14 protein-coding genes are annotated in these 12,585 nt (G+C 67.2%); 4 read left to right on the top strand and 10 right to left on the bottom strand.

The genetic code is table 11. From position 1 onward, the window contains the following. Positions 1 to 86 precede the first annotated feature (86 nt). Positions 87 to 353: a DUF4190 domain-containing protein gene (locus tag L5G32_RS15415; RefSeq protein ID WP_237011954.1), complete on the bottom strand. Its 267-nt coding sequence runs from the start codon at positions 351 to 353 to the stop codon at positions 87 to 89. 10 nt (positions 354 to 363) lie between these two features. Here L5G32_RS15415 and L5G32_RS15410 point away from each other — a divergent pair, with 10 nt between their 5' ends. Next, positions 364 to 555 carry a hypothetical protein gene (locus tag L5G32_RS15410; protein ID WP_237011953.1) on the top strand — a complete coding sequence of 64 codons (192 nt, stop codon included), beginning with the start codon at positions 364 to 366 and terminating at the stop codon, positions 553 to 555. Between the two features lie 352 nt (positions 556 to 907). On the opposite strand, the gene L5G32_RS15405 is transcribed toward L5G32_RS15410, so the two are convergent. Next, positions 908 to 1,078 carry a hypothetical protein gene (locus tag L5G32_RS15405; RefSeq protein ID WP_237011952.1) on the bottom strand — a complete coding sequence of 57 codons (171 nt, stop codon included), beginning with the start codon at positions 1,076 to 1,078 and terminating at the stop codon, positions 908 to 910. 118 nt (positions 1,079 to 1,196) lie between these two features. On the opposite strand from L5G32_RS15405, the gene L5G32_RS15400 reads away from it, so the two are divergent. Together L5G32_RS15400 and L5G32_RS15395 are read left to right on the top strand one after the other, a co-directional pair. Further along, positions 1,197 to 1,727, top strand: coding sequence for a peptidylprolyl isomerase (locus L5G32_RS15400; RefSeq protein ID WP_237011951.1), 531 nt, complete (start codon positions 1,197 to 1,199; stop codon positions 1,725 to 1,727). A gap of 19 nt (positions 1,728 to 1,746) precedes the next feature. Further along, the gene (locus L5G32_RS15395) at positions 1,747 to 2,610 is read left to right on the top strand and encodes a rhomboid family intramembrane serine protease (protein ID WP_237011950.1); all 864 of its coding nucleotides are present in this window, start codon (positions 1,747 to 1,749) and stop codon (positions 2,608 to 2,610) included. Positions 2,611 to 2,615: 5 nt separating this feature from the next. Here L5G32_RS15395 and L5G32_RS15390 read toward each other — a convergent pair whose 3' ends face one another. Both L5G32_RS15390 and crgA read right to left on the bottom strand, forming a co-directional pair. Further along, positions 2,616 to 3,047, bottom strand: coding sequence for a PH domain-containing protein (locus L5G32_RS15390; protein ID WP_308192051.1), 432 nt, complete (start codon positions 3,045 to 3,047; stop codon positions 2,616 to 2,618). A gap of 77 nt (positions 3,048 to 3,124) precedes the next feature. Then, positions 3,125 to 3,415, bottom strand: coding sequence for a cell division protein CrgA (gene crgA, locus L5G32_RS15385; protein WP_237011949.1), 291 nt, complete (start codon positions 3,413 to 3,415; stop codon positions 3,125 to 3,127). 55 nt (positions 3,416 to 3,470) lie between these two features. Here crgA and L5G32_RS15380 point away from each other — a divergent pair, with 55 nt between their 5' ends. Beyond that, positions 3,471 to 4,115 (top strand): aminodeoxychorismate/anthranilate synthase component II, encoded by a 645-nt coding sequence (locus tag L5G32_RS15380; RefSeq protein ID WP_237011948.1) that lies wholly within the window; start codon positions 3,471 to 3,473, stop codon positions 4,113 to 4,115. A gap of 382 nt (positions 4,116 to 4,497) precedes the next feature. Here L5G32_RS15380 and pknB read toward each other — a convergent pair whose 3' ends face one another. Genes pknB through L5G32_RS15350 form a run of 6 tightly spaced genes read right to left on the bottom strand, consistent with a single transcriptional unit; the run spans position 4,498 to position 12,547 of the window. After that, the gene (gene pknB / locus L5G32_RS15375; RefSeq protein ID WP_237011947.1) at positions 4,498 to 6,438 is read right to left on the bottom strand and encodes a Stk1 family PASTA domain-containing Ser/Thr kinase; all 1,941 of its coding nucleotides are present in this window, start codon (positions 6,436 to 6,438) and stop codon (positions 4,498 to 4,500) included. Next, the gene (locus tag L5G32_RS15370; protein ID WP_237011946.1) at positions 6,435 to 7,751 is read right to left on the bottom strand and encodes a serine/threonine-protein kinase; all 1,317 of its coding nucleotides are present in this window, start codon (positions 7,749 to 7,751) and stop codon (positions 6,435 to 6,437) included. The genes pknB and L5G32_RS15370 overlap by 4 nt, the downstream gene beginning before the upstream one ends. Continuing rightward, complete coding sequence (locus L5G32_RS15365; protein ID WP_237011945.1) at positions 7,748 to 9,250, bottom strand: peptidoglycan D,D-transpeptidase FtsI family protein; 1,503 nt, start codon at positions 9,248 to 9,250, stop codon at positions 7,748 to 7,750. The genes L5G32_RS15370 and L5G32_RS15365 overlap by 4 nt, the downstream gene beginning before the upstream one ends. Then, positions 9,247 to 10,674: an FtsW/RodA/SpoVE family cell cycle protein gene (locus tag L5G32_RS15360; RefSeq protein ID WP_237011944.1), complete on the bottom strand. Its 1,428-nt coding sequence runs from the start codon at positions 10,672 to 10,674 to the stop codon at positions 9,247 to 9,249. Before L5G32_RS15360 ends, L5G32_RS15365 begins: the two co-directional genes overlap by 4 nt. Next, entirely contained in the window at positions 10,671 to 12,086 is a 1,416-nt protein-coding gene (locus L5G32_RS19410) for a PP2C family protein-serine/threonine phosphatase (RefSeq protein ID WP_308192050.1), read from the bottom strand. Before L5G32_RS19410 ends, L5G32_RS15360 begins: the two co-directional genes overlap by 4 nt. Next, on the bottom strand, positions 12,083 to 12,547 hold the full coding sequence (locus L5G32_RS15350) for an FHA domain-containing protein FhaB/FipA (RefSeq protein WP_237011943.1): 465 nt from the start codon (positions 12,545 to 12,547) through the stop codon (positions 12,083 to 12,085). The genes L5G32_RS19410 and L5G32_RS15350 overlap by 4 nt, the downstream gene beginning before the upstream one ends. Positions 12,548 to 12,585 lie beyond the last annotated feature (38 nt).

Below are 12,585 nucleotides of genomic sequence, written 5' to 3'. Positions count from 1 at the left end.
CCGGTCGAGCGGAGTCGAGACCCTTGCTGCTGGTCGAGCGGAGCGCCGTCCTGAGCAAGCGGAGCGCGTCGAAGGGTCGAGACCGCTCAGATGAGAATCCACAGGTAGGCGATGATGCCGAGCACCAGGAAGATGACCCAGAGCCAGCCGACGATGATCGCGGCGCTCGCGAACTCGCGACCGACGCCTCCGTCGGTGTCGATCTCGTTGCGTGACCGGTAGCCGAGCCAGATGCCGAAGGGCGACGTGATGCCCAGGCCGGACAGGACCAGGGCGACGATCGCGACGACGTTCACCGCGTCGTTCGACGATTCGGCGGGGCGGGACATCGTGGAGCGCGAGGAAGCGGTCACAGAGTTCTCCTTGGCGGCTGTGTCCGTCGCGGAAGGACGGAACGTCTGTGAACGGCCGGGCAGCCGATTGGCGGCGGACGAACTGCCGATCGCGGGGCCGTCGACGGGCGGTCGGGTGTTACTCGGCCGGTTGGGCGGTGTCGGGCCTGCAGGCGGCTGCGGACGGCCCGACAACGGGCTCGGGTCGGGCACGGCAGAATAGGCGAGGCGGCGAGGCTCAGAGCCCGACGGGTCCGATGGCGGCGCGGCGTTCGGCCGTCGCGGCGGCATGGGAGGCGCTGTCGGTGGGCGAGATGGCTGCCGGGGCGCGGTCGGCGGAGGCGTGGGCTGGGAGCCGGACGCCCCAGGGCCCGAGGCAACAGGGCCCGAGGCCGGAGGGCGTTGAGCAGCGGGCCCCGATGGGAACGGCCCGGACGCCGGAGGCCCCGAAGGTCGGGGCGTTTCGCCGGTGTTAGGTGCCGACGGCGCCGCGGGCCGCGGGGCAGCACGGTGCGCGGGCACCGACCCACCGTTCGCGGGTGGTGTGCTGGGGCGTTGGTCGTCGGTCGTCACGCCTACAAACTACCTGCTTGGACGTCGTCGGCATCGGACGATGGTGCGTCGATTCGCGGAATGATCGGCGAGACGGGCGGGTGTTCGGTGCGCGCGCGCCGCAGCACGATGACGACGGCGGTCAGCAGGAACAGGAGGACCGCACCTGCGGCGACGAGAAGTTTCTGGCGCATCCTTCCAGGTTGCCAGGTGAAACCGGCACACGCCAGGTCTCCGGTACGTGGCGGCGCGCACGTATCGCGCCGGTCCGTCTGGAGCAGCGGCGGCGCGATGTCGTACAGACATGGTTGTATGGAGAGCGTGAGTGAGCAGAACAAGACCGCGACCCTGCACACCAATCGCGGCGACATCGTCATCGAACTCTTTCCGAACCACGCTCCGAAGACCGTGGCGAACTTCGTCGGCCTGGCCGACGGCTCGAAGGAGTACTCCACCACCAACGCCAAGGGCGAGGCCAGCGGCCCGTTCTACGACGGTGCGGTCTTCCACCGTGTGATCTCGGGCTTCATGCTCCAGGGCGGCGACCCGACGGGCACCGGCCGCGGCGGACCGGGCTACCAGTTCGAGGACGAGTTCCACCCCGAGCTGCAGTTCGATCGTCCGTACCTGCTCGCGATGGCCAACGCCGGACCGGGCACCAACGGCTCGCAGTTCTTCATCACGGTCGGCCCGACCCCGCACCTGAACCGTCGCCACACGATCTTCGGCGAGGTCAAGGACGCTGCGTCGCAGGCCGTCGTCGACGCCATCGGCGCCACCAAGACCGGCCCGGGCGACCGCCCGGTCGAGGACGTCGTCATCGAGAGCGTCGAGCTCTCCTGATACAACTCGGGAGCACCTGTTGAACCAGGTCTGCTACCGGCATCCCGACCGCCCCACCGCGCTCTCGTGCACGCGGTGCGGGCGGTCGGCGTGTCCGGAGTGCCTACGTCCTGCCTCGGTCGGCCAACACTGCGTCGACTGCGTCGCGGACGCCAACGCCGCCCAGCGTGCGACGGGTCCGACCGTTGCCCGCACAGACACGAAGCCGGTGGTCACGTACGCGCTGATCGCGATCAATGTCCTCGTGTTCGGCGCCGTCATGCTGCAGGCGGGCGGCACGGACGTCCGAGATCTTCTGTCGTCGTCGATCTACACCAACGGTGTGCTCGTCAACGGCTCGGGATTCGACAACCAGTACTGGCGTCTCCTGACGTCGGGATTCCTCCATCAGAGCGTGCCGCATCTGGCGCTCAACATGTTCTCGCTGTACATCATCGGCGCCGACCTCGAACGGGTCCTCGGGCGCGGTCGCTATCTGGCTATCTACCTGGTCGGGCTCCTCGGCGGGAGCGCGGCCATCATGGCATTGCAGCAGGAGCCGACGCTCACCGCGGGCGCATCGGGAGCCATCTACGGCCTGATGGGCGCCCTGTTCGTCATTCTGGTGAAGCTCAAGGCTCCGCTCACCACGGTCATCGTGATCATCGTGATCAACATCGTGTTCTCGGTGACCATCCCGAACGTCTCGATCCTCGGCCACCTCGGCGGGTTGGTGTTCGGCGCGGCATCGGCAGCCGTCGTCGTCTGGTTGCCCGGGGTGGTCCTGCCGCCGGCCAAGCGCACGCAGGCCGCCGTCGACCGGGTCGGCTGGTACGGACTGATCGTGCTCGCGGTCCTCGCTCTCGCCGTCGGCGCGGGAATCGGGCTCGGCGCAAGCGTCTAGCGGCTCTAACGCTCGTCGACCCGGAATCCGGCTTCGGCGAGTTCGTCGGCCACCGCGCGAGGATCCGCTCCGAGGTCCCAGCGACCGAAGATCAACAACCGGTCGTCGGGCAGATCGATCATCAGTTGACGGCCGTGCGCGGCGAGCCTGCGAGTCCGTAGCGTCGACACGCGCTCGACGTCGTCGAGCGTCAACTCGATGCGTCCGGTCAAGGTCCGAACGGTCAGTGTGGGCCCCGCACTCAGAGCCAGACGAGGTCGGCGGACCAGCATCACCACACCGGCGGCGAACACACCGAATGCGGCGACGCCGAGGAACACCGTCGCCGCCGGATCTGTGTACGACGCGGCTGCGGCCGCCGCCAATGCGACGCCGCCGACGATCAGTGCGATACCGGCCGCGACCGGCGACGACCATTCCTTCTGCACAGTTCTCACAGAGTTATCCACAGGAGTTATTCACAGTGGGGATGAATTACACACATGTAATTTCCCCACTGTGGAGAACTCTCCGGTCAGCGCCAGCCCATGGTCATGAGCAGCCCGACCACCATGATTCCGAACCCGATGAGCATGTTCCACGGGCCCAACTCGGACATCCAGTGCAGGAACTTGCCTTCGGCTCCGAACGTGTCCTGCGTGGCGCCCAAGTAGTAGACGAGCAGCCATAACAGACCGATGAGCATCAGACCGAACATGACGGACTGGTAGACGACACCCGACGGGCCCGCTTTGACCTTCACCGGGGTGCGGCTCGCACTGTTGACCGTATAGTCGGTCTTCTTCCGGACTTTTGACTTCGGCATACCCTCCACGGTATCCCAGCTGCACCGCCAGCAGCCAAAACGATAACCTTTAGCGGTGCGCATCCTCGTCATCGACAATTACGACAGCTTCGTCTACAACCTGGTCCAGTACCTCGGCCAGCTCGGTGTCGAGGCCGTCGTCTGGCGCAACGACGACGATCAGTTGACCGACCTCGAGGCCGTCGTCGCCGATTACGACGGCATTCTATTGAGTCCCGGTCCGGGCACGCCCGACCGCGCGGGCGCGACCGAGCCGATCATCCCGATCGCTGCTGCCGCGGGGACCCCGCTGCTCGGCGTGTGTCTCGGCCATCAGGCGATCGGCGAGGTGTTCGGCGCGACGGTCGGACGCGCTCCGGAACTGCTCCACGGAAAGACGTCGCTCGTCCGTCACGACGGAACGGGCGTGCTCGCGGGACTGCCCGATCCGTTCGTCGCCACCCGCTACCACTCGCTGACCGTGGACCCGGCGACGATCCCGGACGAGTTGGTCGTCACCGGAACCACCGACACCGGCGTCGTCATGGCCTTCGAGCATCGCGACCTCCCGATCTCCGGCGTCCAGTTCCACCCCGAGAGCGTCCTCACCGAAGGCGGTCACCGCATGCTCGCGAACTGGCTCCGCGTCTGCGGCCTCGAGGTCCCGGAAGAGCGCGTCGCCCAGTTAGAGAGCGAGATGGCGAAGGCGCTCGGCGCTTAGCGCTCTGCCGTTGGTTTGTTGGTCGAGCGGAGTCGAGAACCCTGCCACGCATGTGACAGCGTTTCGTCCCTACCCGTTGGTCGAGCGGAGTCGAGAACCCTGCCACGCATGTGACAGCGCTTCGTTCCTACCCGTTGGTCGAGCGGAGTCGAGAACCCTGCCACGCATGTGACAGCACTTCGTCCCTACCCGTTGGTCGAGCGGAGTCGAGAACCCTGCCACGCATGTGACAGCGATCCGTCCCCACCCGTCGGTCGAGCGGAGTCGAGACCTCTGCTGCAAACGATCTCGACTCCGCTCGATCAGCGTGGGGAACTCGCTCGATCAACGTGTGGATCTCGACTCCGCTCGATCAGCGTGGGGAACTCGCTCGATCAGCAGATCAGAACAGCGATTCCTTACCGACGACGACGGAGACGGATTCGCCCTTGCGGAGCTTGGTGCCTGCGGCGGGGCGCTGGGACATGACGCGGCCGTCGTTGCGGTTGCCGAGCGGCACCTTGCGCTCGGTGATGTTTATGGTGTTCGGATCCCAGCCTGCTGAGACGAGGGCGGCCTGTGCCTGATCGGGCGTCTTGCCGCTCAGGTCGGGCACCGTGAACTGGTTGCCGCGCGAGACGGTCACCTGAACGGTGGTGCCGACCCGGACCGAGGTGCCGGCGTCAGGTGAGGTGCTGACCACTTGGCCTGCCGGCCGTTCGGAGTCGGCCTGCACGGTCACGACTTCCAACTGCATCTGCTCGAGTGCGGTCGTCGCCTCACCCTCGTTCTGGCCGACCAGATCGGGGATGGTGACCTCGCTCGGACCAGTACCGATGTACAGGACGACGGTGCTGGTGACCGCCACCGTCGAGCCGGTCTGCGGGGTGGTCCGGACGATCTTCCCTTCGAGGGCCGACGTCGACTCGATCTTCTCGGTCTTGATGGTCTTGAAGCCGCGCGTCTGAAGCAGTCTGCGCGACTCCTTCTCCGTCTTTCCGCGGAGATCGGGCACCGCGGTCCGTTGTGGGCCGGACGAGATGTACAGCGTGACTTCCGAGCCTTCGGGCGTCGGGACGTCGTCTCCGGGTACGGTCCTGGTCGCGAGGCCCTCGGTGATCTCTGAGCTCGACTCGCGTTGTTCCTTGACGGTGAACCCGGTCTGTTCCAGGTTGGCCTTCGCTGCTTCTGCGGTCAGGCCCGCGACCTTCGGGACGGCGACCGTCGGCCGCTGGTCCCCGCTGCTCCACGGAGCCCACGCGAGCAGACCTCCGACGAGGGCGGCGATCAACAGCAGTGCGACCGCCACCACCAGTGGCTTACGACGGTGGAGCGGTGTCGAATCGTCCTCGATGACCTCCGACAACCGATGGCTGTTGCGGCGCGACGAGGGCTGCTCGCTGCGAGCCGAGTTCTGCGTCGCCTCGATGAGGTCGGTCTGCTCCTGGTCGGTCAGGAGCATCGGCGCCGACGGCTTGCCGCCTGCCAGGACCTTGATCAGGTCGGATCGGAAGTCGGCTGCCGTCTGGTAGCGGTTGGCCGGGTTCTTGCTCATCGCCTGCATGACGATGGAGTCGAGTTCCGGCGACAGCTCGGGCCGGACAGTCGACGGGCGGCGCGGATCCTCGTGGACGTGTTGGTGGGCGACGGCGATCGGTGAGTCGCCGGTGAACGGCGGCTCACCGGTGACGAGCTCGAACAGCACGCAGCCCATCGAGTAGATGTCGCTACGCGGATCGACCTTGATGCCGCGGGCCTGCTCGGGCGACAGGTACTGGGCGGTGCCCATCACGGCGGAGGTCTGGGTCATCGTCGCCGACGTGTCGTCCATGGCGCGCGCGATGCCGAAGTCCATCACCTTGACCGCGCCGGTGCGGTCGATCATCACGTTGGCGGGCTTCATGTCGCGGTGGACGATGTTCGCGCGATGGGAGAAGTCCATCGCGGCGGAGACGTCGGCCATCCAGGTCATCGCCTGCTTGGGCGCGATGACGCCGGAGTCGCTGGCGCGGAGGATGTCGCGGAGCGTGTCGCCGTCGACGTACTCCATCACGATGAACGGCAGCGGACCTTCGCCCGTGTCGGCTTCACCGGTGTCGAAGACCTGGACGATCGACGGGTGGGTCAGCTTGGCCGCATTCTGGGCCTCGCGGCGGAAACGCAGATAGAACGACGGATCGCGAGCCAGATCGGCGCGCAGCACTTTGATCGCGACGTCCCGGTGCAGCAGGAGGTCACGCGCGTACTGGACTTCGGACATGCCGCCGAAGCCGAGTGTCTCACCGAGTTCGTAGCGCTCGGAGAGGTAGTGCGGATCGAAGTCGCTCACATCTTCTCGCCTCATCTAGTGGGGATTGTGACCCCGGGTAACACTTCGATGCCGTCGCTCTGCGACGGTGTCGTCTCTTCGTCCGTGGGCGTCGTCGTGTCCTCGGTCGGCGTCGTCGTCTCCTCGGACGTCGTCGTCTCCTCGGACGTCGAGGTCGGTGTCGTCTCCTCGTCGGTGGTCTGAGTCTGCTCGGGCTGCTGCGTCTGTGTGACGGTGACCGGAGTCGAGTTCTGGGGCTGCACCGGATCCTTGGGACTGCTGGCGATCCACCACGCGACCAGGCCGACGGCGGCCAGGAGCAGCAACACGGCGACTGCGGTCAAGACCTTGTGGGTGGTGGTCCATCCACTGTCGGAGTCCGGTGCTGGTGCAGCTGACGGCGCGGTCATCGGGCGTGACATCGGCCCGGGGGCCGGCGAGGTCATCGCGCGAGTGGCGCTCGCCGCGGCGACGGGCGCCACTCCGCCGGCAGTGCGCGGACGCGGCGGGCGGTGGCCTGCGCGCACGGTGGCGACGGCGTCGGCGAACTCGCCGCCCGTCTCGTACCGCTGCGCGGGATCCTTCGACAACGTGGTGTCGATGAGCTCGCGTACCGGAGCCGGAATCGACGACGGAAGCGGCGGCGGCGTGTCCTGGATGTGCTTCATCGCGACGGTGATCGCACCGTCGCCGAGGAACGGGCGACGCCCGGTGAGAGCTTCGTATCCGACGACGCCGAGCGCGTACACGTCCGACGCGGCCGTCGCCTCGCCGCCCATCGCCTGCTCGGGCGAGATGTACTGGGCGGTGCCCATCACCATGCCGGTCTGGGTCACCGGAGCGGAGTCGACGGCTTTCGCGATGCCGAAGTCGGTGATCTTGACCTGCCCGGTCGGCGTGATCAGGATGTTGCCCGGCTTCACGTCGCGGTGCACGAGGCCCGCCGTGTGCGCGGCCTGCAGCGCGCGTCCGGTCTGCTCCAGCATGTCGAGGGTGTGCGTCAGCGCCAGCTGACCCATCCGACTGATCACGGAGTTCAGTGGCTCACCGTCGACGAGTTCCATGACGAGGTAGGCGAGCGGGTCGCCGCCGTTGCGGTCGGGCGTCTCGCCGTAGTCGAAGACGTTGGCGATGCCCGGATCGTTCAGGCGTGCCGTCGTCTGTGCTTCCGTGCGGAAACGTGCGAGGAACTCGGAGTCGCTCGAGTACTCGGCCTTGAGGACTTTGACGGCGACACGACGTCCCAGGCGGGTGTCGAGCGCTTCCCACACCTGTCCCATGCCGCCGGTCGCGATCAACCGGACCAGGCGGTACCGGTCGGCGATGATGGTCCCGTTCTGCAGGCTCATCGGCCACCTCCCGTATATGCGTTCATCACTGCACGTCCAATCGGGGCGGCAACGGTGCCGCCGTAAGAGTTCTGTCCCTGCGCGCCGTTCTCGAGCATCACTGCCACCGCGATCCGCCTGTTGGTTCCCGGCGAGAACGCGATGTACCAGGCGTACGGCGTCTCCCCGCCCTGGGCGCTGTCCGAATGCTCGGCGGTTCCGGTCTTCGACGCGATGCCCGACTGCGAGCCCGCCGTGTTCTGCTCCGACTTGATCATCATGTCGGTGAGCGTGTTGGCCTGGTCGGCGGTCAACGGACGGTTGAGCGTTGTCGGCGACGTCGTCGAGATGGTCCGCAGGTCCGCGGTCTGGAGCTTGTCGACGAGGTACGGCCGCATCCGCGCACCGCCGTTGGCGACGGTCGCTGCGATCACCGCGTTCTCCAACACGGTGAGCCGAACGTCGCGTTGTCCGATGGCCGACTGGCCGAGCGCGGCGAGGTCGTCGCCGATGTCGCCGATGGAGCTCTTCGCGACCGGCATCGGGATGCCCGCCGGGTCGTCGCCGACGCCGAACGTCTTGGCGGTGGTCGCGAACTCCTCGGGCTTGTCGCCCGGGACCTTCTCGGTGAGGAGCTGTGCGAATGCGGTGTTGCACGAGTGCTCGAACGCCTGCGTCAGCGTGACGGTGTCGTTCGACGATCCGGGGCAGGTCGACCCGGAGTCGTTGGACAGGTAGGTGGCGCTGTCGGGCAACTGCCAACGCGGCGACGCGGTGAGTCGGGTGTCGGCTCCGAGTCCGGCGTTCAACGCGGTGGCCGTCGAGACCACCTTGAACGTCGATCCGGGCGGGTACAGCGCGGAGATGGCCCGGTTGATCAACGGCGAATGGGCCGAATCGTCGTTCATCGACGTCCACGCCTTCTCGGCTTCGCCGAAGTCCTGCGTGGCGAGAGCGTTCGGGTCGTAGCTCGGCGAGGAAGCCATCGCCAGGATCTTGCCTGTTCCGGGTTCGATCGCGACGACGGATCCGCGGCACGGTCCGTCGCAGTCGGCGTTCGCGAGCTCCCGGTACGCGGTGCGCTGCAAGCGCGGGTCCACTGTCGTGACGACGTTGCCGCCGCGCGGGTCGCGTCCGGAGAACATGTCCATGAACCGCTGGGTGAACAGCCGGTCGTCGTTGCCGTTGAGTACCGAGTCCTCGGCGGCCTCGATACCGCGGTCGGCGCGGTACATGAATGAGAAATACCCGGTCACCGGTGCGAAGGCGCGCGGATCCATCGGATACTTGCGGAGGTATTTGAACTTGTTGTCGGTGGCGATCGACTCGGCGATCACCGTGCCGTCGGAGGCGACGATCACGCCGCGCTGACGGGAGTACTCGTCGAGCAGAACCCGCGAGTTGCGGGTATCGCTGCGCAGGGCGTCGGCCTTGAACACCTGCAGATAGGTGGCGTTGGCGAGCAGCGCGATCACCAGCACCATGGCGGCGATCGCGACGCGTTGGATGGGCTTGTTCATCGGCGCTGCACCGCCTGGGTGGCCATCGCGTCGACGCTCCGTTTGGGTCGGCGTTTGGGCGCGTCGGGTTCACGGGCTGCATTGGAGATGCGGATGAGCAGCGCGAGTAGCAGATAGTTCGCGAGCAGCGACGACCCGCCGTACGCGAGGAACGGCGTCGTCAGGCCGGTCAGCGGGATCAGCTTGGACACGCCGCCGAACACGACGAACAACTGGAAGACGATGGTGAACGACAGGCCTGCGGCGAGTAGCTTGCCGAAGCTGTCGCGGACGGCGATCGCGGTGCGCAGCCCGCGGATCACCAGGATCAGGTAGATGAGGATGATCGCGGTGAGGCCGACGAGCCCGACCTCTTCACCGAAGCTGGTCAGGATGAAGTCGGTGTTCGCGAACGGCACGATGTTGGGGCGTCCGGACCCAAGCCCGGTCCCGAACATGCCGCCGGTGGCGAACCCGAACATGCTCTGCGCCACCTGATATCCGTACGTGTCGTACTGCTCGAACGGGTCGCGCCACACCGCGACACGCATCTGCAGGTGAAAGAACAGCTGGTAGGCGACGACGGCGGCGAGCGCGAACAGGGTGATCCCCAGCATCAGCCAGCTCGCCCGGCCGGTCGCGACGTACAGCATGGTCAGCACGGTGACGAAGATCAGCAGCGACGTGCCGAGGTCCGATTCGAACGCGAGGACGCCGACGGCGATCGCCCAGGCCGCGATCAGCGGACCGAGGTCGCGGGCGCGCGGGAAGTCGATTCCGGCGAACTGCTTGCCCGCGGTGGTGAACAGGTCGCGGCGGGACACGAGGAACGACGCGGTGAACACGATGATGAGGATCTTCGAGAACTCGCCGGGCTGGATGTTGAAGAAGCCCGCGCGGATCCAGATCTTGGAGCCGTTGATCTCCGACATCGACGACGGCAGGATCGCCGGGATCGCGAGAAAGACCAGACCGCCGAGGCCCAGCGTGTACGCGTAGCGCGACAGCGCGCGGTGATCGCGCAGCAAGGCCACCGTCAGCGCGAACAGCAGGATGCCGATGAACATCCAGAGGAGCTGCTGGTCGGCGTTGTGCGTGCGCTCAGTCTCCTTGAGCAGTTCGTCGGAGCGCGCCGAGCCGAGGTCGAGGCGATGGATCATCACCAGGCCGAGACCGTTGAGGGCCGCGACTGCGGGCAGCAGCAGCGGATCGGCGTACGGAGCGAAGTAGCGGACCACCGTGTGCGCCACCGCGCACATGGCTGCGAACGCGGCGACGAACTTGGCGACCTCCCAGGTCAACGGATCGCCTTGGGCCAGTTCGACGATGATCAGAGCGACCGTGACGATCGCCACGGCGAAGCCGAGCAGCACCATCTCTGTGGTGCGGCCCGTGCTGGCCGGTGGTGTCGTCGGGGGTGCGTGCCCAGCGGGAGCCGCCGTCATCCGACCTCCCGGCAGAGGGGGCGGCCGTCGGCGTCGGTCGTCGGTGGGGGCGCCTGCGTGGTGGTCGGCTTGTCGTCGCCGGGCTTGTCGTCCCCGGGCTTGTGGGTGTCGCTCGGTTTCGGTGCGGGAGCGGGCGGAGCACACGGCGCCAGGAAGTGGAGTTCGTTCTGGACGCGTTCCTGCGCGGCGTCAAGCGAGAGGTTCTTGATGCTCTGCGACTCGACGGCGTTGCGGCTGATCTCGGTGAGATCGTCCACCAGCATGGGCGAGCAGGAGGAGTCGGCGTCGACGAAGGTGACGGACGGCGTCTCGTTGCTCGCGTCGTCGACGCAGGCCCGCTGGTTGGGCGATTCGACGGTGAAGAACAACAGTTTGTCGGGAGTGCCGTGGTGGATCTCCACGGCGCCGTCGTCGTTCACCGTGACGAAGTTGCTGTTCATCGCCTGCGAGCGGACGACGAAGAACGCGGCCACGAGCGCGGCGATCACGAGGAGCACGCCGATGATGGTGAGCGGCCAGCGCCAACGCCGACGTTCGGGCTCGGCGTCCGCGGTGATGGTCGGTCGCGCGGTCGCGGGTGCAGGCGGACGCAGTGCGGCTGCACGGCCCGCTGCGGTCTTGGGGTCGGGGACGTACCCGTCCTGGTCGTCGTCGCCTGCGGCGCCGCCGAGGATGGGACGGGACTCGCCGTACTGATCGTCGACGACGTCGGCGACGACGACGGTCACGTTGTCGGGTCCGCCGCTGCGCAAAGCCAACTCGATGAGACGGTCGGCGCACTCGCGGTGGTCGTCGATGCCGTCGAGTGTGTCGGCGAGGGTCTCTTCGCTGACGACGTCGGAGAGGCCGTCACTGCACAGGAGATAACGGTCGCCCGCCCGCGCCTCGCGCATGATGAGCGTCGGCTCCACCTCTTGACCGGTGAGGGCGCGCATGATGAGCGACCGTTGCGGATGCGAGTGGGCCTGTTCGGCGGTGATACGGCCCTCGTCGACGAGGCTCTGCACGAAGGTGTCGTCGCGGGTGATCTGGGTGAGGGCGCCGTCGCGGTACAGGTAGCCGCGCGAGTCGCCGACGTGGCACAAGCCGAGTCGACTGCCCGCGAACAGGATGGCGGTGAGCGTCGTGCCCATGCCTTCGAGTTCGGGCGTCTGCTCCACCTGGTGGGCGATGGCCGCGTTGCCGACCGCGGTGGCGCGGCCGAGGGCGTCGAGGAGGTCGCCGCCGGGTTCGTCGTCGTCGAGTCCGCGCAGGGCTTGGATCACCAGCTGGCTGGCGACCTCGCCCGCCGCGTGCCCGCCCATTCCGTCGGCGAGCGCCAACAGACGGGCGCCCGCGTAGACGGAGTCTTCGTTGTTCGACCGCACGAGCCCGCGGTCGCTTCGCGCTATGTAGCGCAGGACGAGGGTCACGGGCGTAGCTCAATCACAGTCTTGCCGACCCGGATCGGGGTGTTGATCGGGGCTCGGACGGCGGTGGTCACTTTGGCGCGGTCGAGATAGGTGCCGTTGGTGGAGCCGAGGTCTTCGACGTACCAGTCGTCGCCGCGTGGCGACAGTCGGGCGTGGCGCTCGGACGCGTAGTCGTCGGTGAGGACGAGCGTCGAGTCGTCGGCGCGACCGATGAGGACGGGTTGCGCGCCGAGGGTGATGCGGGTGTTCGCGAGGGCGCCCGCGGTGACGACCAGGTATTTGGCCGATCCGCGAGAGCGTGAGCTGCGGGCACGACGATCGGATCGGCTCGAGCCGATCGGGATCCGACCGCTGGTGGCAGCCGAGAGGTCGCTGCGCATGGTGCGGATGATGGCGTAGACGAACAGCCACAACAAGATGAGGAACCCGAAACGGGTCACCTGCAACAGGATGCCCTGCACCTGCGTGTCACCTCCCTCACGAAGAACATCGACATCCG

Source organism: Gordonia zhenghanii (assembly GCF_021738965.1).
Lineage (GTDB): Bacteria > Actinomycetota > Actinomycetes > Mycobacteriales > Mycobacteriaceae > Gordonia > Gordonia zhenghanii.
Note: the sequence above shows the minus strand (reverse complement) of the source record. Positions and strands in the feature narration are given on the sequence as shown.

Bases quoted from the DNA above. Each gene is read 5' to 3' on its own strand.
- pknB (WP_237011947.1), bottom strand. From the start codon at position 6,438: ATGAGGCGAGAAGATGTGAGCGACTTCGATCCGCACTACCTCTCCGAG.
- L5G32_RS15365 (WP_237011945.1), bottom strand. From the start codon at position 9,250: ATGAACAAGCCCATCCAACGCGTCGCGATCGCCGCCATGGTGCTGGTG.
- L5G32_RS15360 (WP_237011944.1), bottom strand. From the start codon at position 10,674: ATGACGGCGGCTCCCGCTGGGCACGCACCCCCGACGACACCACCGGCC.
- crgA (WP_237011949.1), bottom strand. From the start codon at position 3,415: ATGCCGAAGTCAAAAGTCCGGAAGAAGACCGACTATACGGTCAACAGT.
- L5G32_RS15400 (WP_237011951.1), top strand. From the start codon at position 1,197: ATGGAGAGCGTGAGTGAGCAGAACAAGACCGCGACCCTGCACACCAAT.
- L5G32_RS15405 (WP_237011952.1), bottom strand. From the start codon at position 1,078: ATGCGCCAGAAACTTCTCGTCGCCGCAGGTGCGGTCCTCCTGTTCCTG.
- L5G32_RS15370 (WP_237011946.1), bottom strand. From the start codon at position 7,751: ATGAGCCTGCAGAACGGGACCATCATCGCCGACCGGTACCGCCTGGTC.